The 24,896-nt window shown below is 59.0% G+C and carries 21 protein-coding genes; 9 read left to right on the top strand and 12 right to left on the bottom strand.

Annotated features, from left to right (window positions below):
* Positions 1–32 precede the first annotated feature (32 nt).
* From H4N61_RS09580 to H4N61_RS09565, 4 genes are all read left to right on the top strand, one after another.
* On the top strand, positions 33–1,013 hold the full coding sequence (locus tag H4N61_RS09580) for an ABC transporter permease (protein WP_169196374.1): 981 nt from the start codon (positions 33–35) through the stop codon (positions 1,011–1,013).
* A 66-nt stretch (positions 1,014–1,079) separates the two neighbouring features.
* Positions 1,080–1,970, top strand: coding sequence for an ABC transporter permease (locus H4N61_RS09575; protein ID WP_349236481.1), 891 nt, complete (start codon positions 1,080–1,082; stop codon positions 1,968–1,970).
* The gene (locus H4N61_RS09570) at positions 1,970–3,610 is read left to right on the top strand and encodes an ABC transporter ATP-binding protein (protein ID WP_182393877.1); all 1,641 of its coding nucleotides are present in this window, start codon (positions 1,970–1,972) and stop codon (positions 3,608–3,610) included. The genes H4N61_RS09575 and H4N61_RS09570 overlap by 1 nt, the downstream gene beginning before the upstream one ends.
* 205 nt (positions 3,611–3,815) lie before the next feature.
* Positions 3,816–4,331, top strand: a complete 516-nt coding sequence (locus H4N61_RS09565) for a sigma-70 family RNA polymerase sigma factor (RefSeq protein ID WP_169196377.1) — start codon at positions 3,816–3,818, stop codon at positions 4,329–4,331.
* Positions 4,332–4,389: 58 nt separating this feature from the next.
* On the opposite strand, the gene H4N61_RS09560 is transcribed toward H4N61_RS09565, so the two are convergent.
* The 7 genes from H4N61_RS09560 to H4N61_RS09530 form a co-directional block, all read right to left on the bottom strand.
* On the bottom strand, positions 4,390–5,133 hold the full coding sequence (locus tag H4N61_RS09560) for a ribonuclease activity regulator RraA (protein ID WP_182393876.1): 744 nt from the start codon (positions 5,131–5,133) through the stop codon (positions 4,390–4,392).
* Between the two features lie 17 nt (positions 5,134–5,150).
* Positions 5,151–6,305: a mandelate racemase/muconate lactonizing enzyme family protein gene (locus H4N61_RS09555; RefSeq protein WP_182393875.1), complete on the bottom strand. Its 1,155-nt coding sequence runs from the start codon at positions 6,303–6,305 to the stop codon at positions 5,151–5,153.
* A gap of 24 nt (positions 6,306–6,329) precedes the next feature.
* Entirely contained in the window at positions 6,330–7,679 is a 1,350-nt protein-coding gene (locus H4N61_RS09550) for a mandelate racemase/muconate lactonizing enzyme family protein (protein WP_169196380.1), read from the bottom strand.
* A 13-nt stretch (positions 7,680–7,692) separates the two neighbouring features.
* Positions 7,693–8,790 (bottom strand): ABC transporter ATP-binding protein, encoded by a 1,098-nt coding sequence (locus H4N61_RS09545; RefSeq protein WP_169196381.1) that lies wholly within the window; start codon positions 8,788–8,790, stop codon positions 7,693–7,695.
* Between the two features lie 11 nt (positions 8,791–8,801).
* Positions 8,802–9,686, bottom strand: a complete 885-nt coding sequence (locus tag H4N61_RS09540) for a carbohydrate ABC transporter permease (RefSeq protein ID WP_169196382.1) — start codon at positions 9,684–9,686, stop codon at positions 8,802–8,804.
* A complete protein-coding gene (locus tag H4N61_RS09535; RefSeq protein WP_248306080.1) occupies positions 9,683–10,624 on the bottom strand; it encodes a sugar ABC transporter permease in 942 nt (313 codons plus the stop codon). The genes H4N61_RS09540 and H4N61_RS09535 overlap by 4 nt, the downstream gene beginning before the upstream one ends.
* A gap of 113 nt (positions 10,625–10,737) precedes the next feature.
* Positions 10,738–12,237 carry an extracellular solute-binding protein gene (locus H4N61_RS09530; protein WP_182393874.1) on the bottom strand — a complete coding sequence of 500 codons (1,500 nt, stop codon included), beginning with the start codon at positions 12,235–12,237 and terminating at the stop codon, positions 10,738–10,740.
* 317 nt (positions 12,238–12,554) lie between these two features.
* Between H4N61_RS09530 and H4N61_RS09525 the strand changes: the two genes are divergently transcribed.
* The 3 genes from H4N61_RS09525 to H4N61_RS09515 are packed head-to-tail and all read left to right on the top strand — an operon-like array spanning position 12,555 to position 15,527.
* Positions 12,555–13,235, top strand: a complete 681-nt coding sequence (locus H4N61_RS09525) for a GntR family transcriptional regulator (protein ID WP_248306074.1) — start codon at positions 12,555–12,557, stop codon at positions 13,233–13,235.
* 27 nt (positions 13,236–13,262) lie between these two features.
* On the top strand, positions 13,263–14,462 hold the full coding sequence (locus tag H4N61_RS09520; RefSeq protein WP_182393873.1) for a mandelate racemase/muconate lactonizing enzyme family protein: 1,200 nt from the start codon (positions 13,263–13,265) through the stop codon (positions 14,460–14,462).
* Between the two features lie 18 nt (positions 14,463–14,480).
* On the top strand, positions 14,481–15,527 hold the full coding sequence (locus tag H4N61_RS09515; RefSeq protein ID WP_169196387.1) for an aldo/keto reductase: 1,047 nt from the start codon (positions 14,481–14,483) through the stop codon (positions 15,525–15,527).
* A 51-nt stretch (positions 15,528–15,578) separates the two neighbouring features.
* Here H4N61_RS09515 and H4N61_RS09510 read toward each other — a convergent pair whose 3' ends face one another.
* Positions 15,579–17,915 carry a Tex family protein gene (locus H4N61_RS09510; RefSeq protein WP_169196388.1) on the bottom strand — a complete coding sequence of 779 codons (2,337 nt, stop codon included), beginning with the start codon at positions 17,913–17,915 and terminating at the stop codon, positions 15,579–15,581.
* A gap of 354 nt (positions 17,916–18,269) precedes the next feature.
* On the opposite strand from H4N61_RS09510, the gene H4N61_RS09505 reads away from it, so the two are divergent.
* Positions 18,270–18,617: a RusA family crossover junction endodeoxyribonuclease gene (locus H4N61_RS09505; protein ID WP_248306503.1), complete on the top strand. Its 348-nt coding sequence runs from the start codon at positions 18,270–18,272 to the stop codon at positions 18,615–18,617.
* Entirely contained in the window at positions 18,614–19,270 is a 657-nt protein-coding gene (locus H4N61_RS09500; RefSeq protein WP_169196390.1) for a hypothetical protein, read from the top strand. The genes H4N61_RS09505 and H4N61_RS09500 overlap by 4 nt, the downstream gene beginning before the upstream one ends.
* 107 nt (positions 19,271–19,377) lie before the next feature.
* On the opposite strand, the gene iolB is transcribed toward H4N61_RS09500, so the two are convergent.
* From iolB to iolC, 4 genes are read right to left on the bottom strand one after another with little or no spacing between them, the layout of a single operon-like run.
* A complete protein-coding gene (gene iolB, locus H4N61_RS09495) occupies positions 19,378–20,175 on the bottom strand; it encodes a 5-deoxy-glucuronate isomerase (protein ID WP_169196391.1) in 798 nt (265 codons plus the stop codon).
* A 14-nt stretch (positions 20,176–20,189) separates the two neighbouring features.
* The gene (gene iolE / locus H4N61_RS09490; protein ID WP_169196392.1) at positions 20,190–21,083 is read right to left on the bottom strand and encodes a myo-inosose-2 dehydratase; all 894 of its coding nucleotides are present in this window, start codon (positions 21,081–21,083) and stop codon (positions 20,190–20,192) included.
* Between the two features lie 23 nt (positions 21,084–21,106).
* A complete protein-coding gene (gene iolD, locus H4N61_RS09485) occupies positions 21,107–22,951 on the bottom strand; it encodes a 3D-(3,5/4)-trihydroxycyclohexane-1,2-dione acylhydrolase (decyclizing) (protein WP_182393871.1) in 1,845 nt (614 codons plus the stop codon).
* Positions 22,948–24,864, bottom strand: coding sequence for a 5-dehydro-2-deoxygluconokinase (gene iolC, locus H4N61_RS09480; protein WP_169196394.1), 1,917 nt, complete (start codon positions 24,862–24,864; stop codon positions 22,948–22,950). Before iolC ends, iolD begins: the two co-directional genes overlap by 4 nt.
* Between the last annotated feature and the right edge of the window lie 32 nt (positions 24,865–24,896).

Genomic DNA, 24,896 nt, shown 5'->3' with positions numbered 1-24,896 from the left:
TTCCGCGGCGGTTCGTATTTTGAGGGAGCCACATGCTCGCCTTTATTGCCCGACGACTTCTGCAATCCGTCCTCGTCATGCTCGTCGTGGCGTTTATTGCCTTCCTCGTCTTCCGTTACGTCGGCGACCCGCTCGCAGCTTTGCTGAGCCAGGACGCAAAACAAGCGGATTATGACGCGGCTCGTGAACGGCTTGGTCTAAACGAGCCCTTCTATGTCCAGTTTTTCCATTTCGTGGTGAACGCACTTCAGGGGCAGTTTGGCATTTCCTATCGGCTGCAGCAGCCGGTCAGCCAGCTCATCCTCGATCGCTTGCCCGCAACCATCGAATTGGCTTTCGCCTCGTCCATCATCGCTCTGGTGGGTGGTGTTGTGCTCGGCATCTACACCGCCCTGCGCCAAAAGGCGTTTTCGACCGGCGTGATCATGACGCTGTCGCTGGTGGGCGTATCCTTGCCGACCTTCCTTATTGGTATTGGCCTGATCTATGTGTTCGCGGTCGAGCTCAAATGGCTGCCTTCGTTCGGTCGTGGCGAAGTTGTCGAGCTCGGTTGGTGGAAAACCGGGCTGCTGACCCAATCGGGCCTGCGCTCAATTATTCTGCCGGCGATTACGCTGTCGCTGTTCCAATTGACGCTGATCATGCGCCTTGTACGCGCGGAAATGCTGGAAGTGATGCGCACGGACTACATCCGGTTTGCGCGCGCTCGGGGCCTTTCCAAGCGTGCCATCAACTTTGGCCATGCGCTCAAAAACACCATGGTGCCGGTGATTACCATCACGGGGCTTCAGCTGGGTTCGGTGATCGCTTTCGCAATTATCACCGAGACGGTGTTCCAGTGGCCGGGCGTGGGTTCGCTCTTCGTCAATTCGGTCGCCGCCGTCGACGTGCCGGTCATGGCTGCATACCTCGTCTTCGTGGCGCTGGTGTTCGTTATTATCAACCTCATCGTTGATATTCTTTACTTTATCGTCGATCCGCGCCTGCGCGACGGCGCAAGAACGGGGAAGTAACTCGTGACAGACCTCCCTCAAACACCAGACGCACCAGCGGCCGCGCCGTCGCGTTGGCAGAGCTTTATCAAGTCAGACGTTGTTTGGTCCTATCGCCATTCACCCGTGGCGATCGTTGCCTCGATTATCGCGCTGGCGCTTATTCTGATGGCGGTTTTTGCGCCATTGCTTGCGCCTTATAATCCGTTCAATCCAGCGACGCTGAATTTGATGGACGGCTTTACGCCGCCCAATTCGACCTCGATGTCCGGCAAGTATTTCTCGCTGGGTACGGATAGTCAGGGGCGCGATGTGCTCTCGACCATTATGTACGGATCGCGCGTGTCGCTGTTCGTGGGCATTATGGCGACGTTGTTCGCTATGGTGATGGGTGTCGGCCTCGGCCTTGTGTCAGGCTATGTCGGCGGCGTGGTGGATGCGATCATCATGCGTGTCTGCGACGTGCAGCTCAGCTTCCCGGCCATTCTCATTGCGCTGCTGATCTTCGGCATTGCGCGCGGCGTTATTCCGCCCAATCAGCAGGAAGGCGCAGCGGTCTGGGTGCTTATTATTGCCATTGGTCTGGCCAACTGGGCGCAGTTCGCGCGCACGGTGCGTGGGGCAACCTTGGTTGAGCGGCAGAAGGATTATGTTTCGGCGGCGCGCATTCTTGGCGTGCATCCGATTTTCATCATCTTCCGCCATGTGCTGCCCAATGTGGTTGGTCCGGTTTTGGTGATCGGCACGATCGGGCTGGCACTCGCCATCATCGAAGAGGCGACATTGTCTTACCTCGGTGTGGGCGTGCCTCCGACCCAGCCTTCGCTTGGGACGCTGATCCGTATCGGCCAGCAGTTCCTGTTCTCTGGCGAATGGTGGATTCTTGCGTTCCCCGCACTGACGCTCATCCTTCTCGCTCTGTCGGTCAACCTCCTTGGTGACTGGCTGCGTGATGCTCTCAATCCGAAGTTGCGCTAATGCCTGAACCCGTTCTTTCTATTCGCGACCTCGTTGTTGAGTTTCCATTCCGCGACGACGTGTTCCGTGCCGTAAACGGCGTGTCGTTTGATATCATGCCGGGCGAAATTGTCGGCGTCGTCGGGGAGTCCGGTGCGGGCAAGTCGATGACCGGCTCCGCCGTTATTGGGCTCATCGATCGTCCTGGGCATATTGCGGGAGGCCAAATCCTCCTCAATGGTGAGCGCATCGACAATCTGCCGACCGAACAGCGTGATGCGCTGCGTGGCAAGCGTATCGGCATGGTCTTCCAAGACCCGCTGACGAGCCTCAACCCGCTCTACACGGTGGGTCAGCAGCTGATCGAAACCATCCGCACGCACTTGCCGCTTTCCGAAGCGGAAGCGCGGCAGAAGGCAATTGATCTGCTGACGGAAGCGGGCATTCCGCGCGCTGCGGAACGCATCGACTCCTATCCGCATCAGTTTTCGGGCGGGATGCGCCAGCGTGTGGTTATCGCGCTGGCTATCGCGGCTGAGCCGGAGCTGATCATTGCGGACGAGCCGACTTCGGCGCTTGACGTGTCCGTGCAGGCCCAGATCATCAAGGTGCTGAAAAAGCTCTGTTCGAGCCGTGGTGCTGCGGTGATGCTGATCACCCACGACATGGGCGTGATTGCGCAAACCGCTGACCGCATGGTGGTGATGCATCAGGGTACGGTGGTGGAGACTGGGACGGTCGGGGACATTATTCGTCGTCCGCGCGAGCCCTATACGATCAAGCTGATCAACTCGATTCCGACGATTGAACGCAAGGACGGGGCAGCGGCGATTGCGCCCACTGTCGCTGACGACAAAGCCTATGTGCAGGTGAAAAACCTTCACCGTGACTTTGAAATTGGCGGTGGCGGCTTCTTCAAGCTGTTGCCGGGCAAAGTGGAAAAATTCCGCGCGGTCAACGATGTCAGCTTCTCGATCGAGAAGGGCACGACCTTTGGCCTTGTGGGGGAATCCGGTTCGGGTAAATCCACGTGCGCCAAGATGATTGTCGGGTTGCTGCGCCCAACTTCGGGCCACATCACTGTGGCCGGTCACGACATTTGGGCTGGTGGCGCGGGGCATCAAGAGCGGCGCAAGCGCGTTCAGATGATTTTCCAAGACCCCTATGCGAGCCTTAATCCGCGCTGGCGGGTGAAGGACATTATCGCTGAACCCATGCGGACGCTGGGCATTGCGCGCAATGGCAGCGAAGTCGAGCAACGCGTTGCTGATCTCCTCACCAAGGTGCGTCTTGATCCGTCGGTTATGCGGAAATTCCCGCATGAGTTTTCGGGTGGTCAGCGGCAGCGCATCGCCATAGCGCGTGCGCTTTCCAGCCAGCCGGAATTTATCGTGTGCGATGAGCCGACTTCGGCGCTGGACGTTTCTGTGCAAGCGCAAGTCTTGGATTTGATGAGCGAATTGCAAGCCGAATTTGGGCTGACCTATCTGCTCATCAGCCACAACCTTGCTGTTGTGCGGCAGATGTCGACCGCCGTTGGCGTATTACACAATGGTGTGTTGGTGGAGAAGGGGCCGACCGACGCGATCTTTGATAGCCCGCAGGCGGACTATACCAAGATGCTGCTCGATGCGGTGCCGGACATCTCCAAAGTTGTCTAAGTTCTAGACCTATATAGAAAAGCGCGGCAACAGAAGATCATAGATTTTGTGTTGCCGCGCCAAGCGCTTGTCCAAGAATTTCTCGACAATGCGCCGCTACGTCTGGAGTCTCTGCAGGTCTAGCGGAGGCGAGTGCCGCGAAAAGGCGTTTGCCTAGTTGTCCGTCTCCAGCTTAGACTATGCGCTTGGATAAGCTGGGGGGCTGATGGGGCGGTTAGACACAAGCGATTTTGAGATATTAAGTGCTGTGCCGATTTTGAGGCGCTATGCGCTGAGGCTCACGCGACATCCGATTGATGCTGACGATCTGGTGCATGATACTTTGCTCCGTGCCATCGAGCGACGCGCCACCTACGACCCTTCGCGCAATCTAAAACAGTGGCTGCTCGCCATCCTCCATAATCTACACATCGACCAGCTGCGTTCGGGCCATAGTGGCAGAGCGCGCGAGCGGGATTTCGTTGAGCAGAACAGCCATATGCTGGCGCCCAATCAATTAGACAGCGTTCGGCTGAGCCAGCTGCGGCGGGCGTTTGACCTTTTGCCGCCTGAGCAGCAGGACGCTGTGCGCCTGGTGGCGATGGAAGGGCTGAGTTACGACGAGGCGGGCAGGGTGCTCGGTGTTCGCCCGGGGACGGTCATGTCTCGCTTGTCGCGCGGTCGCGATGCGCTGCGGCGCTGGGAAGCCGGGTCCGACGAAGGCCCCCAAAGGATCAGCTAAAAAGAAGGGTGGCATCCGCATGCCACCCTTCCTCCGGGAGGGAGACCCTTTAGGGACGCTAGAGCTGTAGCGGGTTAAGCTTGCGCCAAGCTTCGTATTCTTCACGCGCATCGTTGTGCAGGGGATAATAGCGCTGAAGCGGTTCGCCGCGCTTGAGCATCATGCGGGAATAGTCCTCCCACTCGTGATGATTGTTGGCGAATTCAACCACTTGCGCAGCCAAGGCGACGGGGACGCAGACCGCGCCGTCGTCATCGGCAACGATCATGTCGCCCGGCATGACGGTGACGCCGCCGCAGGCGATGGGAACGTTGACGGCAAAGGGCATCAGGTCGGTCTGGGTGTGGAAGTTCGGCGTCCAGCCTTTGATCCACAGTGGGATGTCGAGCTTGGAAAGATTGGGACGGTCGCGCAAGACGCCGTCAATGACCATGCCCGCGCCGCCACGGCCCTTGAAGTAGGTCGACATCATATCCCCGAACACGCCGGAACTCATGTCGCCCCGCGCATCTACCACGACAATATCGCCCGCTTGCACATGGTAGAGCACGTGGCGGTGGAGCTGCTTTTCTGGGTCGGAATATTCGTCCTCGCCGTAAATGTCTTCACGCTTGGGCATGAATTGGAGCGTCAAAGCAGGACCCGCAATGGCCTTGCCCGACTGCTGCGCGACCGGGCCACGAATATGACAATTGCGGACGCCGAGTTTGGCCAAGGTTGACGAGGCAGCGGCAGCACCAATGTGTAGGACGGCGTCAACAAGGGTCTGGGAAGGGCGGGTAATATCAGGCGTATGGGTCATCGTTGAAAAATCCAAAATTACCAATTGGTGACAGAGCCGTCGCGGCGGATGAGATGAGGCGCTTCCCAGAATTTGAAGCTTTGGGCTTTGAGGCGCTCTTCATCCACCTCGACGCCAAGGCCGGGTGTATCGGGCACGTCATAGACGGTGCCGTTGAGGCTGATCTGGCTTGGGAACAACTCAGGGTTGTCGAAGCCGTGGTACAGCTCGCCCGGCGATGCGCGGGTTTCGAGCCACGAGAAATTGGGTACGGCCGCGCCGAAATGGACGGTGGCGGCGGTGCAGATGGGCCCCAGGGGATTGTGGGGCATGACATCGACGTAGTGAGCCTCGCTCCATCCGGCCACTTTCATCGCCTCAGTCAGCCCACCGACATTGCAGACGTCGATGCGATTGAACTGATGAATGTCCCGTTCGATGTAGGGCAGGAATTGCCATTTGCTGGCGAACTCCTCGCCAATGGCAAAGGGAATGTCAGTGAGACGGCGCAGGGCCTCATAGGCCTCGGGCGTTTCATCGCGGATGGGTTCTTCGAGGAAGTCGAGGGTTCCCGGGGGCATTTTCTGGCAAAAGCTGGCCGCTTCGGCGACCGAGAGGCGATGGTGATAATCGATGCCGAGAACGATCTCATGGCCCACGGCATCCCGCGTTTTTGTGCACCAGTTTGCCGTCTCGGCGAGGCTTTCGCGGGGCTCGAAAATCCGAGGGTTTTCATGGCCGTGCGGAAAGAGGCGAATGGCGCGCCAGCCCAGCTCAACCAGTTCTTCGGCTTGCCGCACCATGATCTCGCCACAGGGGCCCCGAACGGTGGCGAAGGTGGGGATGAAGTCGCGCTGCTTGCCGCCGAGCAATTCATAGACCGGCACGCCGAGGGCTTTGCCTTTTAGATCATGCAGGGCGATGTCGATGGCAGACATGGCGGCTGTGAGCACGCGTCCACCCTCGAAATATTGCGAGCGATAGATTTCCTGCCAGATCGCACCAATGGCCATTGGGTTTTTGCCCAGCAGGAACTCGCGAAAATGCTCGATGGCCCCGATGACGGCCTTCTCGCGGCCGGAGAGACCTGACTCTCCCCAGCCGTAGATGCCCTCATCGGTTTCCACTTTGACGATGAGTTGGTTTCTGATCCCAGCCCAGGCGGGGTAGGGAATGATTGCTGTGATTTTCATCGGTACATTCCCCCTGTGGCCGCCTTAGCTCCAAGTGCGATCCCAGCTGTATTCATCGTCCCACTGATCGGTCGGCTGCCAGATGCCGGTGACGCCGGGGCCCATGTGTTGGCTGATGACTTCGTCGTTGATGTCATCAATGCCGAGACCGGGTTTGTCGGAGACGGTGATGAAGCCGTCTTTGACAATGGGGCCATCAATGCCGACGGCGATGTCGTCCCACCAGTCGACGTCGACCGAGTGGTATTCGAGGGCCATGAAGTTCTCGGTGGCGATTGCCATGTGGGCGGCGGCCATACACGCGACCGGGCTTTCGGCCATATGGATGGCCATAGCGATGCCCTTTTCCTGCGCCGCATCGCCGATTTTCTTGGTTTCGAGAATGCCGCCCGAAGTCAGAAGATCGGGGTGGATAATGGCGATGCCGGAATTGAGGAGCGGCTCAAAGCCTTCCCTGAGGTAGATGTCTTCGCCCGTGCAGATTGGCACCGTGGTCGCCTGTTGCAGCGTGCGATATTGGTCGGCGTATTGCCAAGGGATCACGTCTTCGAGCCATGCCGGGGCGTATTTTTCAATGCGCTTGGCAAGGCGAATGCCCGACTGCAGCGAGATGTGACCAACATGGTCGATGGCGAGCGGGATTTCGTAGCCGATGACCTCGCGCACCTCGTAGATATATTGCTCGAGCAGCTCGAGACCCCGTTCGGTGAAGTTGAGGCCGGTGAAGGGGTGGCGAACATTGTGGACGTCGTAGACTGCATTGCGGGCGCGCCGATCTTCCATCGAGCGAACAGCACCGCGCGACGGGTGGGTTTTAAATCCTTCCAGCGAGCCGGAGGGTGAGACGACGGCTCCGGGCGTGTCGACGATCTGCATGAGGCCCAGATCCATCTTGAGGAAGGTAAAGCCCAGATCCATGCGTTCTTTGAGGCGCTTGCCAGTTTCGGTGCCGCTTGGGACGGTGGCGTCGGTATCGCAATACATGCGGACCTTGTCGCGGAATTTGCCGCCGAGCATCTGGTAGATCGGCACGCCGTAGGCTTTGCCGGCGATGTCCCACAGGGCGATTTCAATGGCGGAGACACCGCCGCCCTGGCGGCCATGGCCACCGAACTGTTTGATGCGGCGGAAGAGGCGATCCACATCGCAGGGGTTTTCGCCCAAGAGTCGGCTTTTGAGCATGAGCGCGAAAGTGGCGCTGGCGCCGTCGCGGACCTCGCCAAGGCCGACAATGCCTTGGTTGGTGTAGATCTTGAGAATGGCCGAATAGAAGGGGGCACCCTGGATTTCGGCGACCCGCATGTCGGTGATGCGCAGTTCCGATGGACGGGAGTTTGTATTGACGTGATTGAGTGCAGCGTCGTGCAGGTTCATGGCAAAACTCGGTTCAATCGGCCTTGAGGGCCATAGTGGTGTTTTCGTCGAAGAGATGGATGCGGGATTGGTCGAACTCGATATGGACCAAGTCGTCGGGCCGGATGTGGACCGATGGATCGAGGCTGATGTTGACCACTGCGCCGGAGATGAAGACCTGGGCGAAGGTGATGTCGCCTGTAGGTTCAACGGTATAGACTTTGCCGGGGACGGTGCCCGGTTGGGCGCTGTGGTGCAGTTTCAGGGTTGAGTGGCGCGCGCCGAGGACGACTTTGACGGTTGTCGAGCGTTGCGCTTTACGGGCGTTCTCCGGAGACAGGGTAAAGTCCCAGCCTTCGGGAGAGCGCAGAACAGTATCGGCGCCTTGGGTGACGGCTTCGAGCGGAATAAGGCTCATGGCCGGAGAGCCGACGAAGCTGGCGACAAACATGTTCACCGGATCGGCGAAGACTTTCTCTGGAGCGTCGTATTGCTGGAGCAGGCCGCCGTTCATCACCGCCATTTTGTCGGACATGGTGACAGCTTCAAGCTGGTCATGGGTGACGTAGACAATGGTGGCGTTGAGGTTGTGGTGGAAGCGTTTGATCTCGGAGCGCATCTGCACGCGCAGCTTGGCGTCGAGATTGGAGAGCGGCTCGTCCATGAGAAAGACCAGCGGATCGCGCACCAGAGCCCGGCCCAAGGCAACGCGCTGTTGCTGACCGCCTGAGAGTTCGCGGGGGCGACGCTCCAACAGGTGGGTGATGTCGAGGACGCGGGCGGCCTCTTTCACCTTGGTCTCAATCTGGTCCTTGGGCAGCTTTCGCATCTGCAAAGGAAAGGCCAGATTTTGAAAGACCGTCTTTTGCGGGTAGAGCGCATAGTTTTGAAAAACCATGGCAATGTCGCGGTCTTTGGGATCAAGACGGGTAACGTTACGATCACCGATGGAGATGTTCCCTGACGTGATAGGGAGGAGCCCGGCGATGAGGTTTAGGGTCGTGGTTTTGCCGCAACCCGAGGGGCCAACGAGGGCGACGAACTCGCCATCGTTGACGGTGAAGGACACATCATTGACGGCATAGAGATCGCCGTAGCGCTTCATGATGTTTTGGAGGACGACTTCAGCCATGGGAGTGCTCCCTAGTGCTTGACGGCGCCCTCAGCGAGGGCCCGCACGAAATAGCGTTGAAGGACAAGGAACAGCACCACGACGGGCACGCTCATGAGGAAGGTCGCGGCCATGAGGCCGGGCCAGTCGGTGGCGTTTTCAGAGAAGAAGCGCTGAATGCCGACCGGAAGCGTCATCTGATCGTGACGGGTCAGGAAGGTGTAGGCGTAGATGTATTCGTTCCATGCGCCGATGAAGGAATAGATCGAGGTGGCAATGATCCCCGGCGTTGAGAGGGGCATGACAATGTAGAAGAAGGCTTGGAAGCGGGTGGCGCCATCGATACGGGCGGCTTGCTCCAGCTGGATCGGGATATTGTCGTAAAAGCCTTTGAGCAGCCAAATGGCGAGCGGGAGGCCGAAGGTGAGATAGGTGAGGATCAGCGATCCGTGGGTGTTCACCAGCCCCAGCCAGCGCATCAGGATGAACAGTGGGACGAGGAAGATGACCGCCGGGAACATGTTGCGCAGCAGAACCGCGAAAAAGAGGAATGTCCGGCCCGGAAAGCGGAAGCGGGAGAAGGCATAAGCCGCGGGGACGGCGACGACCACGGCGAGAACTGTGGTGGCGACGGAAACCCAGACGCTATTGCCGAAGTAGCGCAGGAAATCCTGCCCCACTTGCCCGCGTGGATCGAGGAGCCGCCAGTAATTGTCGAGGGTTGGCTCGGTCGGCCACCATTGCGGTGGATATTGCATGGCGGCAAAGCCGGTCTTGAGCGATGTGATCAGCATCCACGCCATAGGCATGACGGTGAAGCCGACGAGAAAGACCAAGAACAAGCGGCCACCCCAGCGCCAGCCGTCAAAGCTGGTTCTGGCAACGGCGCGGTCTTGCGATGCGGTGAGAGTGCTCATGCGACTTCCCTCTTGTCATCGCCGCGAGAGAGCGCGCGGACATAGAAATAGCCTAGCGTCATCATGATGAGGAACAGCAGGACCGAGTAGGCCGCTGCCACGCCCCAGCGTTGGCGGCCAAAGGCGAGCTGATAAATCTGGGTGATCCAGATGTCGGTCGCGCCAGCGGGTCCGCCGCCGGTGGTGAGCCAAGGGATGATGAAGGAATTGAAGTTTGTCACCAGCAAGAGAAGAATGGTGACGGTGGAGACGCCCGCCAAATGCGGGAAGGTCACATGCCAGAAGCGCTGCCAGGCATTGGCGCCATCGACCTTGGCGGCGCGCAGCAATTGCTCGGGCACGGTCTGCAGGCCAGCCATGAGCATGATCATGGCGAAGGAAAATTCCTTCCAGACGTTGATGACAATGAGCGAGGGCAGCGCGGTGGTGGTGTTGTCGATGAAGTTTATGGGCTGATCGGTGACGCCCAGTTGCACCATGAGCGCGCCAATGGCGCCAAAGTCGGAGTGGTACATCCACTTCCAGACGTAAGAGGCTGCAACGGCGCTGACGACCCACGGAATCAGCAAAATGGCGCGCAGGAATGCCCGGCCGACGAATTCGCGGTGGAGGGCGAGGGCTGCGCCCAAGCCGAGCACAAAAGCGAAGAGCGTGGAGAAGAAGGTCCAGATCAGCGTGTTGACGGTGACCTTCCAAAACGAGGCCTGGCCCAGAATGGTGGTGTAGTTGTCAAAGCCGATGAAAATCTTGTCTTTGAGCTGGAGGCTCGGCGGCGTTTTGAAAAAGCTCAGTTCAATGGTGTAGTAGACCGGGTAAGCGATCACCACCAACATCACCACAATGGCTGGCATGACGTAGAGATAGTCTGCACGGCTCTGCCAGGCCCGTTCGGCGACATTGGGTTTACGATAAACCTCGTCTAACTGCCGCCCACGCATGGCGGGCTGCCCTGAAATATTGGTCATTAGAGACGTCCCTATAGGCTTGAGAGTGACCGGCGGTGGCGGGTGGCCTGCGACCGCCGATCAGCGTTTCGGGAGCGAAAACCGGGTTAGAAGCCGCCGATGATCTCTTCGATCTTGGCCGCGGCGTCATTGACCGCCTCATCAACCGTCATGGCTCCGGTCAGCGCGTTCTGCATCATGTCCGGAATGACGATGTTCATGATTTCCGGGCTTTCGGGCAGAACCGGGAAGGGAATGCCGTTGGGCAGCATGGAGGTGGTGACGTCGAGGAATTTGATGGTGTCGAGACGCTCTTTCATCCATTCGGTGGTGAAGCCACCAAGGTGACCCGGGTTGGAGCCTGTCCAAGCGAGCTTGGTTGACCATTCCGGGCTGGTCCACATGCAGACGAGCGCCTTTACGGCCTGTTCGTCATAGGCACCGCCGTTGACATATTCGGGTTTGACCACGTGGATGTTGGAGCCACCGAACACCACAGCACGACGGGCTGGGCCTTCTGGAATGAGGCCATAACGCATGTTCTCAATCACTTCGTCGGCCACGGCTTTATCAGCGCCGGTGGCTTTGCTCGAAAGATCGACCATGCGGGCGTATTCAGACGGGTGTGCGATCATCATGGCCAGTTGGCCAGCAATGAACGGCGCCTGATTTTCGGCCTGAGTATTGGTCAGGGCCGATGTCGGAGCCGATTTATCGGTCACATACATCTGCACAGCGGCTTGCAGCGCCGCCTTGGAGCCATCGTTGTTCACCCAGACATCGGTGTAGGACGGGCTGTCAGCGGCTTCGTCGAGCGCGCCACCACCATAGGCCCAGAGCTGAGGCATGAAGCGGAACGGGGTGTTGCCCGCGTTTTGCTTAGCGACGAGGCCATAGCCAGAGATGCCGAGCTTGTCTTTGATGGTTTTCGAGTAAGTGACGAGATCGTCCCAAGTGGCCGGTGGGTTTTCAGGATCGAGACCGGCGTCCTTGAAGATCTTGGCGTTCCATATGAGCGCCATGGTCTCGTTATTGGTCGGAATGCCGTAGGGGACGCCGTCATAGGTGACGGATTTCATCGCGCCTGGCCAGAAATCGGAGCTGGAATAGCCGACATCTTCGGGCTTGAGTGGGTTCAAATAGCCCTTGGCGGAGAACTCGACGCCACCGAGAATTTGCAAGCGCACGACCATTGGCGCGGCATTGCCGAGCAGGGAGGTGCGGAACTTGTCGAGGAGCTCGTTATAAGTGATCGACTGAACGTCGGTTTCGATATTGGGGTAGGCGGCTTTGAAGGCTTCCCAGAAGTCTTTGTCGACCTTGTGGGCGATTTCGGGATCGGCTTCAAAGGGGCCAGTGTACCAATAGCTGACCTTGCCCTTGTAGTCGGCGGGGACGACAGCGGCGCAATCGCCATTGGTGTCAAATGTGTGGGTGCCCGCAATGGATTTGACGTATTCGGGCGACCATTTGCTGAGGTCGACCGTCTGCGCCATGGCAGGAAGTGAAAGCATGGATGCGGTGGTGGCTGTGGCTAGGGCGTAAGCAGAAACACGCCGTGCACAAGCCCAGCCCGACCGCGTGAAGCGGCCTTGCGAATGTGTCATTGGTAGTCCTCCTCATCATGGGAGAAACTCTCAGCCCCCTCGGCCGAGGTTTGTCCTCCCCGCAGCGAGTAATCTCAGCTGCGCCTCCTTAGGTGGCAGTCCAGACCATGCGGGGCCTGACGGGACGTACTGCCTGCTTGCTGGCAATCGTTCTTTCGATGAACGTTTTGTTGCTGTCGAAAACGTTACAGACGTTAACCTGTGTGTCAATGGCAATTAGATCGTACATTATCTGAATCTGATTATGTGATGATCGCTCTTGGCTTGTCGATGTTCTGGCGCTACAGATGGGGCATGTTGGTTGCGCAAAAAGCATCATGACCGCGCCTGATTTCGACGTTTCACACAGCACGATTTACCAGAGGATCCGCGACGATATTGTCTCGGGCCGACTGGCTCCATTGGCGCGATTGAAGATCGGCGAACTGGCCGCGACCTATGGCACATCGACCAATCCGGTGCGCGAAGCGTTACAGGTTTTGCGTGGCGAAGGGCTGGTGACGATCGAGCCCAATCGTGGGGCACGGGTGGTGCGCATTGACGAGGATTTCGTGCGCGACATTTGCGAGATCGAGATGCTCATTGAGCCCTCGCTGACGCGGTGGTTTTGCACGATTGCCAGTGATCCGGATATCGCCGAACTGGAACGCATTCAGGATCAGATCGAGAGTTTGAACTTCGGTGATCCGGAAAAGCACGGCCAGCTCGATACGCAATTTCACATGGTCATTTATGGTCGGCACTATAATCGCCACGCGGCGGACCTTTGGTGGCGGCACAGAGAGATTTTGCGCTCTATCGCGCGAAAATTCCCGACATCCTTGAGCCGTCGCCAGACGGTGGTGCGGGAACATAGAGAGCTGATTGAGGCGATCCGCAAGCAAGACGCGGAGAAGGCCGCAGCTATTGTTGCCCAGCACGTGGAGGGTTCTGGGCGCCATATTATCGAGCAAATGCGCCTAGCGCGTCTCAAAGCACCAGGGAGTGCAAGCGCCTAGGTCTTATCTTTTTTCGGGAGGGGACCCATGAAGATTACTGATCTGCGCTGCGCCGTTATCGGGCGTCACCCTATTGTTCGCATTGTGACCGATGAAGGGCTTTATGGCTTAGGTGAGGTGGAATTCACCAAGACCTATCTCAAGCCCTTCGTATTGCATTTCAAAGAGGCTCTGATTGGGGAGGACCCGACAGACGTCGAGCGCTGCATGATGAAAATCCGCCAGCGCGGGTCGTTCAAGCCTTATGGGGCGGCTGTTAGTGCCATTGAGCACGCGCTCTGGGATATTGCCGGTAAAGCGGCAGGTGTGCCCGCCTATAAGCTGCTGGGCGGGAAGGTGCGCGATAGTGTGCGCGTCTACAACGGTTCCATCCGGCAGAAGCGCACCGGCGATCGGCCTGAGGATTATGCGGCGGATGTGAAATGGATGATGGAGCGCGACGAGAACTTCTTCATGGTGAAGCAGGGGATCAGCTTCCACTCCAACATGAAGGACAGCATAGACGACTTCCACTATGGGCCGCGCCAGACCAAGGCGGGCTATCATGGGGCGATGGATCAGGGGCAGATCTCTGAGCGTGGGTTCAATCACATGCTCGATTGCGTCTCGGCCATGAAGGAGGTGCTGGGGGATAAGGTATCCCTTGCGCTCGATTGTGGGCCGGGGTGGTTTCTCAACGATGCCATCCGCTTTGCGCGGGCGGTAGAGAAATATGACCTCATGTGGCTCGAGGATATGCTGACGGGGGACTATGTTCCCTGGGTCAATCCGCAAGCCTATCGCGAGCTGACCGTGTCTACCTCAACGCCGATCCACACGGGCGAGCAGATTTATCTCCGGCATAATTTCAAAGAGCTGATTGAAACGCAGGCCGTGCGCGTCGTCGGGCCGGACCCGGCGGATATTGGCGGGATCGCCGAGCTGAAGTGGGTGGCGGAGCACGCCTATATGCACTCGATCATGATGGCCCCGCATGGCACGGCCAACGGTCTGCTGGGCTTGGGCGCATTGATCAATGTCTGCGCCACGCTGCCCGCCAATTTCATCGCCTTTGAATATCCGAGCGCCTCTGACCCATGGTGGACGGATATAGTCATTGGCCTGCCCAAGAAGATCGTCACCAATAGCCATGTCGATCTGCTCGAAGCGCCTGGCCTTGGGCTGGACATTGATGCTGAAGGGGCCAAAAAATATCTCGCGGAGGAAGACGCCGGTTTCTTTGATTAGTCCAAGGAGGAGGGGATTATGAAATATCGCTATTTGGGACAGTCGGGCCTTTTGGTCTCACGCCTCTGCCTCGGCACTATGACCTTTGGCAATAAACAGTGGGGCTGCGACCAGGAGGGGTCGACGGCCATCGTGCGTGCCTTTGTCGAGGGCGGTGGCAATTTCATTGATACGGCGGACGGCTATTCGGGGGGAGATAGCGAGCGCATGCTCGGGGTCGCGCTCAAGGATTTTGTCCGCGACGATCTGGTCGTGGCAACGAAGTGCTGGTTTCCGACCAATAGCGCCGTGACCTCGCGCGGGCTGTCGCGAAAACATATCATTGAGGCGTGCGAGAAGAGCCTCAAACGCATGGGGCTCGACTATATCGATCTCTACCAGTTCCACGGGCCAGACCCCTATACGCCGATTGAGGAAAGCATGCGGGCGGCGGAGGATTTGGTGCGCTCAGGCAAGGTGCGTTACCTTGGGTGCTCCAATTTCTACGGCTGGCAAATCTCCAAGGCGAATACGCTGGCGGAGGCTAAGGGCTATGAGAAGCTGATATCGGCACAGCATCTCTACAATCTCATTCGTCGCGATGTGGAACGCGAAATCCTGCCCGCATGTGAGGATGCGGGTGTGGGGATGATCTGCTGGAGCCCGCTGGCGGCGGGGATGCTTTCGGGAAAATACCAGGGCAAGGATAAGCCCGACGCCGATACGCGCATGGGCATTCAGGCGTCGATTGCTCTGCCGCGCTATTGGTTCGACGATGCTCTCAAGGCCATTGATGTGCTGGTCGCGGTGGCCAAGCAGCTCGGCAAAACCCCAAGCCAAGTGGCCTTAAGCTGGCTACTCGGTAATCATCAGGTTACCGCTGCGATCATTGGGGCGCGCAAGGTGGAGCAGGTGGAGGAGAACCTCCATGCGGGCGATTTCAACCTGCCGAATGAAATTCAGCGCCAGCTGACCGAGGCTATGCCGCTCAAGCTGGGCTATCCGTTTGAATGGACCGACAACAATCTGCGCGCCACTTTTGGCAAGGCCGAGTTTGAGCCAAACCATACGGTGCGTCTGCCTTGAAGGCGGTGTCAAAAGACAAGTGGGGCGACAGTGTCGCCCCACTTTTTGCTGTTATGTGCGCTTTTTGAAGGCGTCGTTGAGACGGTCACCGAGAGAGCCAAAGGCGCCACCAGAGTTGGACTGGGCTGGGCGCTGGTTGGGCGGGCGCGCATTGTTCGGCCGAGCATTGCCGCTTGGACGCTCATTCGGGCGTTCATTGCCGCGCTCGCGCTGGATGGGGGTGTCGTCCTTGCGCATAGAGAGCGCAATGCGTTTACGGGCGACGTCGACTTCGACCACGCGCACTTTTACCACATCACCCGCCTTGACCACTTCATGCGGGTCTTTGACGAATTTGTCGGCAAGGGCCGAGACGTGGACAAGACCGTCCTGATGGACGCCAATGTCGACGAAAGCGCCGAAGGCGGCGACATTGGTGACGGTACCTTCGAGCAACATGCCGGGGACGAGATGTTTGATCTCGTCAATGCCTTCGGCGAAGGTGGCGGTTTTGAAGGCAGGGCGCGGGTCGCGGCCGGGCTTTTCGAGTTCGGCGAGGATGTCCTTGACCGTCGGCAGACCAAAACGGTCGTCAACGAACTGGCGCGGGTCGATGTTGGCGAGCGCGGTTTTATCGTTTTGCAGCGTGCGCAGATCGCGGCCACAGGATTTGACGATTTTACGGGCGACGCCATAGGCCTCCGGGTGCACGGCGGAGGCGTCCAGCGGCTCGTCGCCATCGGTGATGCGGAGGAAGCCCGCAGCTTGCTCAAAGGTGCGCTGGCCGAGGCGTGCGACCTTGAGCAGTGCTTTCCGATTGGCGAAGGGGCCGTTTTCGTTGCGGTGCAACACAATGGCGTCGGCAACCGAGGAGGAGAGGCCCGAGATGCGCGCGAGGAGCGGGGCGGAAGCGGTGTTGAGATCAACGCCGACGGCGTTCACAGCGTCTTCAACAACGGCGTCCAACTGGCGGCCCAAGCGGCCCTGATCGACGTCGTGCTGATATTGGCCGACGCCAATGGCCTTGGGCTCAATCTTGACCAGTTCGGCCAGCGGGTCTTGCAGGCGACGGGCGATGGAAACCGCGCCGCGCAGCGAAACGTCGAGATCGGGGAATTCATTGGCTGCAAGCTGGGAGGCGGAATAGACCGACGCGCCAGCTTCCGAGACGATGACCTTGGTGGGTTTTGGCGCGGGGAGGCGCTCAATCAGATCGGCGACGAGCTTTTCGGTCTCGCGGGAGCCGGTGCCATTGCCGATAGCGATGAGTTCAACGCCATGCTTTTTAATGAGCAGGCCGAGGGCTGCTTGCGCACCCATCACGTCATTGCGTGGCTGGAAGGGGTAGATGGTATCGGTATCCAAGACTTTACCGGTCTTGTCGATAACGGCCACTTTTACGCCGGTGCGAATGCCCGGATCGAGGCCGATGGTGGTGCGGGCGCCAGCGGGGGCGGCGAGTAGCAGATCTTTCAAATTGCGGGCGAAAACGGTGATGGCTTCGGCCTCGGCGCGTTCGCGCAGTTCGACCATGAGATCGACCGAAAGCGAGACGGAGAGGCGGGCGCGCCATGCCCAAGCGGCGACTTCGCGCAGCCAGATGTCGCCAGCGCCAGAGCCTTGTGCGGACAGCGCTGCGCCAACCATGCGTTCGACAGGTTTTACTGGATCGGTTAGGTCGGCATCGATGGTAATGTCGAGACCCAGAAAGCCTTCGTCGCGGCCGCGCATCATCGCCAGAGCACGGTGGCCAGCGGTTTTGTTCCAGCGTTCGGAATGCTCAAAATAGTCCGAGAATTTTTGGCCTTCGGCTTCCTTGCCCTTGAGGACGGAGGAGACAAGCATGGCCTTGTCGCGCATATAGGCGCGCAGTTGGCCGAGGAGGGCGGCATTTTCCGTGAGGCCTTCCACGACGATATCGCGCGCGCCTTCGAGCGCCTCCTTCGTGCCCGGGACCTCGTCGGTCATGTAGGCTTCGGCGAGTTTGTAGGGGTCGGCAGCGTGGTTGGCCAGAATGGCTTCGGCGAGGGGCGCAAGGCCGCGTTCGCGGGCGATTTCGGCCTTGGTACGGCGCTTCGGCTTATAGGGAAGATAGAGATCTTCCAACTCGGCCTTGGTGGTCGCGCCGACGAGCGAGGCGGTCAGCTCGGGGGTGAGCTGGCCTTTTTCATCGATGGATTTGATGATGGACGCGCGGCGGGCTTCGAGCTCGCGCAGATAGGTCAGGCGCTCGGCAAGGTTGCGCAGCTGGGTGTCGTCGAGGCCCCCGGTGACTTCCTTACGGTAACGGGCAATGAACGGAACCGTCGCGCCACCATCGAGCAATTCCACGGCGGAGCGCACCTGTTCAGGGCGTGCCGCAATTTCGGTGGCGATCTGTTTGGCAATGCGGGTGTCGATTTCGGACATGTCGCTCAATCTCGGGTTATTTCGCCGTGACCATAGTGCGGAATGGGCGCAAGGCAATGGTTTTTGGCGCAGCTTTGGGAGGCTGTGGAGATTGACTTAATGCGCAGTTGCGGCGGGCTTGGGGCGGGGGAGTTTTGGGCTGGGATTTCTCCCGCGTTTCGCTGTTCCGCCTAATCTGCTTTTATTGAATGACACCCTGTTAGGCACGTTCGCCAGTTTCAGAACAGAAGTCACAATCGAGAGCTTCAAGCAATGTGGCCATCACTACCGATAGAATTTCTAGTGGTTGGTACGCCGGTGACTTTGCAGTCAGGCAATAGCCGGGCTCGGGCTCGGGCAGCTTGGCAGCGTTTGGTGCTTGAGGCAGCGGAAGCCGCACTCCGCGATGCGGAGAACGAAATTGATGCTAAACTATGGGCGTTTCATGATTGGCCTAGGCTGTCCTTCACGATGTTCTATTTTCCGGCAAGCCCGATGCTCGGGGACATAGATAACATCGTGAAATTGACGATGGATGCACTGGTACCTAGAGTTTACACTGATGATGCCATTGTCGATCGAGTGCTGGTGCAAAGGTTCAATGTGCGCGATGCAGCCGCATTTGTTGCACCTAGCGAAGTTCTGCTCAGCGCTATGGCTGTGGAGGATCCTGTGCTCTACATATGCGTTGATGAGGTTTCCGCTGTCGGAGTTTCGCTATGAGCGCTGTATCTAGTGCCGCGAATGAAATGACCGAACAACTTGCTATAGAGTGGCAAGCGCGTGGCTTTGACGTGCAGGTCGAACCCCGCAGTTTCGCTGGGTTAGAAGACGTCTTCCGGTACTATCAACCGGATATGATTGCGACCAAGGGTAATGAGAAATTTGCCATTGAGGTCAAATCTAAAGGTGTGAAAAGTAATCCAAGTGCTGAGCAGAACTTGGAGCGCGTGCGGTCACTGTTTCAGCGCCACCCGGATTGGAAATTTCAGGTTGTCTATTATGGGCAGGCGCAGGACGAATTGCCGAAACTCGCTCTTTATCAGCTCCAATCTGAGTTGCAGGCGGTCGATGACATTGGGTCTGTCGATACGAGGTTGGCGCTGATTAAGCTTTGGTCTTTAGCCGAGGCTTTGGTGCGGCACATCTATCCCGATCATACTCAGCGCCCACAGTCTCCTGGGCGGCTGGTTGAGCTATTGGCGGGGCGGGGTGATATTCTGCCGGGGCAAGCTGCTCAAATGCGGGGAATGGCCGCTAAGCGGAACAAGTTCGTGCATGGTGATTTGACGGTGGCGGTCACAGCGCAGGAAGTCGCGGATATGAAAGCGATTTTGTCAGGGTTGCTATCTGAGCAGCGTGCCGCATCTTCTTAAGGCCGGGCTCACTTGCCGTCTTGGTCGAGCCGAGTGGCGGAGCCGCTTGCCATGAACTGCGACAATGAAAAAGCCGGGGCATGACCCCGGCTTTTGTGTTTTTGGCGCTACTTTTTAAGCAGCCACTCGTGTTCGGCCTGGTTGTGGAACTTCCAGATGCGGGTCGGGCCGGCCATGACGTTTAGGTAGTAAAGGTCGTAGCCGTGGATGGTGGCGCAGGGGTGGTAGCCCTTGGGCACCAGCGCGGTGACGCCGTCTTCGATGAGCATGGTTTCGTCCAGCGAGCGATCATCGGTGTAAACGCGCTGGAAGGCATAGCCGTGCGGCGGGTTGAGACGGTGATAATAGGTTTCTTCCAAAAAGCTCTCGGCGGGCAGATTGTCCTTGTCGTGCTTGTGGGGCGGATAGGACGAGGTGTGGCCACCGGGGGTGATGACTTCCACCACAAGGAGCGAGTCCGCGGTTGGGTCGGTCTCGGGTAGGATATTGGTGACGTGGCGCACATTGGTGCCTTTGCCACGAACCTCCTGGCTCATGTCGTCCGACGAGATAAAGCGGGCCTTTTTCTCGGTGAGCGCTGGTGCGGAGCAGACGGCCAGTTCGACTTGGGTTACGGCTTTTGCCGACCAGTTGGAATGGCCGGGGACGTAGACGGCTTCGGGCTTGCCTTCGAAAGGCGAGGTGCGCTTGCCGACAGATGGGAAGTTTTCGGACCCGGCGGTGATGTCGGCTGTGCCGGAGACGAGGACGAGACAGACCTCGCGGTCGCCTGTTGGGGCGCTGACCGACTGGCCGGGACTGAGCTTGTGGAGGGTGAAGCCGACATAGGTCCAGCCTGCACTTTCCGGCGTAACGTCGATGACTTTGCCGGAGGTGCCGTTTGGTTTGACGAGCAGTTTAGACATGTCGGTTTCTCGCTTTATTCGGTGACGGTGAAACCAGCGGCTTCAAGGTAGCCACGTAGGTTTTTGTAGCCGAGCTTGGCGTATTGCAGCGGATTGGCCTTTTTCGGGTCCTGTTCGGCTTCCACGACCACCCAGCCTTCGTAGCCCGAGATTTCGGCAAAGACGGCGGGGTAATCGACCACGCCATCGCCGGGGACGGTGTAGACACCTGCGAGGACTGAATTGAGGAAGGACCAGTCTTCCGAGTTCGACTGTTTCATGACCTCGGCGCGGACGTCCTTGCAATGGACGTGGCCAATGCGTGCACGGTGATTGCGCGCGACGCGGGCCGGATTGCCGCCGCCCCAAGTGATGTGGCCGGTGTCGAGCAGGAGATGCACGGCCGGGCCGGTGACGGCCATCAGGCGGTCGATTTCGGCTTCGGTCTGGACGATGGAGCCCATGTGGTGGTGATAGACCAGCGTCAGACCGTACTGCGCCTTGATCGCTTCGGCGAAGGCTGTGAGGCGCTCACCGAACTGCTTCCAATCCGCTTTGCCCAAGACCGGACGCGCCGAGAGCGGGGTGTTGATCTGGCCATGGATGGCGTTGGACGTTTCGCAGACGATGAAGACTTTGCAGCCCATGTCGCGCAGGAGCGTGGCGTGGGCTTCGGCGGCCTTGAGTTCGGCGGCGACGTCGCGCGTGAGCAATTCAACCGAATACCAGCCGGAGACGAGGTTGTGGCCGTGGGCCTCAAGGATCGGGCGGAGTTGGCTGGCGACGCGCGGGAACTTGTTGCCAAGCTCCATGCCGGTGAAGCCAGCTTCGCGCGCTTCGGTCAGACAGGTTTCGAGACTGGTTTCGCCACCAATCTCGATCATGTCATCATTGGACCAGCCTATGGGGTTTGCACCGATGCGGATCATTCTTCGTGTTCCCTAGAAAAGACTTAGCCGATGGTCTGGCGAGTAATATTGGTTTCGTATTCGGCGCGCTTGGTGCGGACTTCGGCGCGGTCTGACACTTCCGGCACAGCCACATCCCACCAGTGACCGCCCGCTTGCGTGGTGATCAGCGGATCGGTGTCGATGACGATGACCGAGGTCATGTCGCGGGATTTGGCAGCGGCGAGGGCGGTTTCGAGTTCGGCGATGGAGGCGACTTTTTCCGAATGCGCGCCCTGAGCGCGGGCATGGAGGGCGAAGTCGATATCGGGCATGATTTCGATATTGGCGTCTTCAAGCAGATTGTTGAAGTTGGCTCCGCCGGTGCCCATTTGTAGGCGATTGATGCAACCGTAGCCGCGATTGTCCAACAGCACGACGATGAGCTTTTTGCGCATCATGACCGAGGTCGAGAGCTCGGAATTCATCATCATGTAAGAGCCATCGCCGACCATGACGACGACGTCTTCGTCGGGCCGCGCCAGCTTGACGCCGAGACCGCCAGCGATCTCGTAGCCCATGCAGGAGAAGCCGTATTCAAGGTGGTAATGGCCCGGCTTTTCGGCCTGCCAGAGCTTGTGCAATTCGCCGGGCAGACCACCTGCCGCGCAGACGGCAATGGCGTCGGGGATGGCGCGCTGAACAGCTCCGATCACCTGAGCGTCGGATGGAAGTTGCGCATTTGACGAAGCGGTCGCGGCATTCGCGGCCTTGAGCCATTCGGCTTTGCCGGATGCAGCTTTGTCGATCCATGTCGCCGGAGCTTTGGTCGTGCTCAGAGCGGCGCTGAGAGCCTTAAGGCCCAGCTTTGCATCGGAGACGAGCGGCAAGGCGCGGTGCTTGGCAGCGTCGGGGGCGGCGACGTTGAGGCCGATGAATTTAACGTTCGGGTTTTTGAATAGGGCCCAGGAGCCGGTTGTGAAATCCTGAAGGCGGGTGCCGACGGCGAGGACCACGTCAGCGGCTTCTGCCAGCTGATTGGAGGCCGAGGAACCCGTAACACCAACCGAACCCATGTTAAGCGGGTGCGAATGGGGCAGGGAGGATTTTCCGGCCTGAGTTTCGAGAACGGGGATGCCGTGGGTTTCGGCAAAGCTGCGCAATGCCTCTGTGGCCCCGGAATAGAGCACGCCACCGCCGGAGATGATCACCGGTTGCTTGGCGTTCTGAAGTGCTGCGACAGCGGCAGCGAGTTCATTCTCGTCCGGACCCTGGCGGCGGAGCGACCAAATGGTTTCATCGAAGAATGAGCTTGGGTAGTCGTAAGCCTCGGCCTGCGTGTCTTGGCACAGTGCAAGGGTGACTGGGCCGCAATCGACGGGATCGGTGAGCACCTGCATGGCGCGGCGGAGAGCGGAGATGATCTGCTCAGGGCGGGTGATGCGGTCGAAATAGCGCGATACCGGGCGGAAGCAGTCATTGGCCGAGACAGTGCCGTCGGCAAAGTTTTCGACCTGCTGCAACACAGGGTCGGGGCGGCGATTGGCGAACACGTCGCCGGGCAGGAAAAGCACGGGCAGGCGGTTCACATGGGCCAGAGCGGCGGCGGTGACCATATTGGTCGCGCCGGGGCCGATGGAGGTGGTGCAGGCCATGAAGCGCTGGCGGAAATTGGCCTTGGCATAAGCAATGGCGGCGTGAGCCATGCCTTGCTCATTGTGAGCGCGATATGTCGGCAATTTGTCTTTGACCGAATACAGCGCCTCGCCCATGGCCGCGACATTGCCGTGGCCAAAGATTGCCCAGACGCCTTCAAAAATCGGAACGTTCTTGCCGTCGATAATGGTGCGTTGAGCCGCGAGGAATTGCGCCACGGCTTGAGCCATGGTGAGGCGAATAGTTTGGGTCATGCGTTCCCCCTCTGCTCCCAAGCCGAAACGAGTTCGGCGAAACGCTGGGCCATATCCTCCACGGCTTCAGCGTCGGTGATGGTGCCAGCCAACCATTTTTCGGCGGCGCTGGCAAAGAGTGTTCTGCCGACAGCGAAGCCTTTTACGGTGCGCGAGGCAGTGGTGGCTTTGAACGCTGCTTCGAGCTCGGCGCGGGGCGCTTCTAGGCCGAGGAGCACGACGCCGCGGCAGAGCGGATCGTTGCGTTCAATGGTGTCGTCAATGGCGACCCAAGCCTCGGGCGAGGCTTGTGGTTCGAGCTTCCACCAATCGGGCTTTATTCCGGCGTCGTAGACGTCCTGAAGGGCACGAGCGATGGTGTTGGCGTCAAGTTTGCCGTGTTTGCCCGCGATGATTTCGACCAGAAGTTCGCGGCCGATTTTGCGAGCGGCTTCGTGCAGGGTTTTGAGCTTGTCGATCTGGGTGGCGCGCAGATCGGCCGGGTCGTCTGGATGGTAGAAGCAGAGGCATTTGATGCAGTGATCAATCGGCCATTCGACGAGACGCGAGCCCACGTCCTGGCTGAACTCGAAGCGCAGCGGGCGCGAGCCGGGCTCTTCCAAAGGCTTGGAAATCCAGAAGTCTGGTACTTTCGAGGCGGCAAACAGCGCGTCGCGGCCGTATTTGTCGTCGAGCAGCATGCCAAAGCCATTGCGGCCATCGGCAACGCGGGCGGCAGCCTGCACAGCGAGCACCTTGAATTCGGAGATCTTTTCGCGCGGCGCGCCAAGTCGGTCAGCGACGTCTTCGAGCTGGATGCGATGGTCAATCGCGAAAGCCTTGAGGGTCGGATAATCGCGGCGGCGGGCCGTGGTCGCCCAGTGGATGTGATTGATGCGCGCGTCTTTGCGCAGGGCGCGTTCAGAGCTTCCCTTGGCGAGGAAATCCTGCAGCTCAACAAAGCTCGGGATTTCGGCAGAGCAGAGGAGGCGGGAGACAGCGAAGGCACCGCAGGCATTGGCCCAAGTGGCGCAAGTGTCGAGCGGCTCGTTGCGCAGCCAGCCGCGGAGGAACCCGCTCATGAAAGCATCGCCAGCACCCAGCGTATTGTAGACCTCGATTGGAAAACCCTGGCCGATAATGCCGTCTTCCAAATCGTTTGGAATGTCGCCTTCGTAAACGATGCAGCCCATGGGGCCGCGCTTGAGAACGATGGTGGCGCTGGAGTGGGCGCGAATGGTGCGGAGGGCTTCGTGCAGATCATCAGCGCCGGAGCCAATGAGCACTTCTTCTTCAGTGCCGACGATGAGATCGCAATGGGGTAGCACGTCGCGCAGCTTTTGCGAGACAGTGTCGGAGGCGATGTAGCGCTCTTCGCCTGCATTGTGGCCAGCAAGGCCCCACAGGTTTGGGCGGTAATCAATGTCGAAAACGACCTTCATGCCGTTTTCGCGGGCGATTTTGATCGCCTTGAACTGGGCCGCAGCCGTATTGGCGCGGGAGAAGTGGGTGCCGGTGACGAGGATGGCACCCGCGCTCAGAATGAATGTCTCGTCCACATCGTCTTCGCTCAGTGCCATGTCGGCGCAGTTTTCGCGATAAAACAGGAGTGGGAATTTCTTGTCGTCTTCAATGCCGAGAATAGCGAGGGCGGTGAGGCGGGTCGGGTCGATGGTGATCCCGTCGGTCGATGCGCCTTCGCGGGCCATTTGTTCGGTGATGTAGCGACCGAATTGTTCGTTACCGACGCGGCCAAGCCATGCCGATTTCAGGCCCAGACGGGCCGAACCAATGGCTATGTTGGCCGGGCAACCGCCAACCGACTTGGCGAAGCTGACAGTGTCTTCGAGTCGTGTGCCAATCTGTTGGCCATAGAGGTCGACCGAGGCGCGGCCTAGAGTAATAATGTCGAGCGTGGGGTGTACCTCACTCATCGATTGCCTCCTCAGAATCTCGATGCGCGCGC

This window comes from Devosia sp. MC521, from assembly GCF_014127105.1.
Taxonomy (GTDB): Bacteria; Pseudomonadota; Alphaproteobacteria; order Rhizobiales; family Devosiaceae; genus Devosia.
The sequence above is the reverse complement of the archived record's forward strand: the minus strand, read 5'-3'. Positions and strand labels throughout refer to the sequence as shown.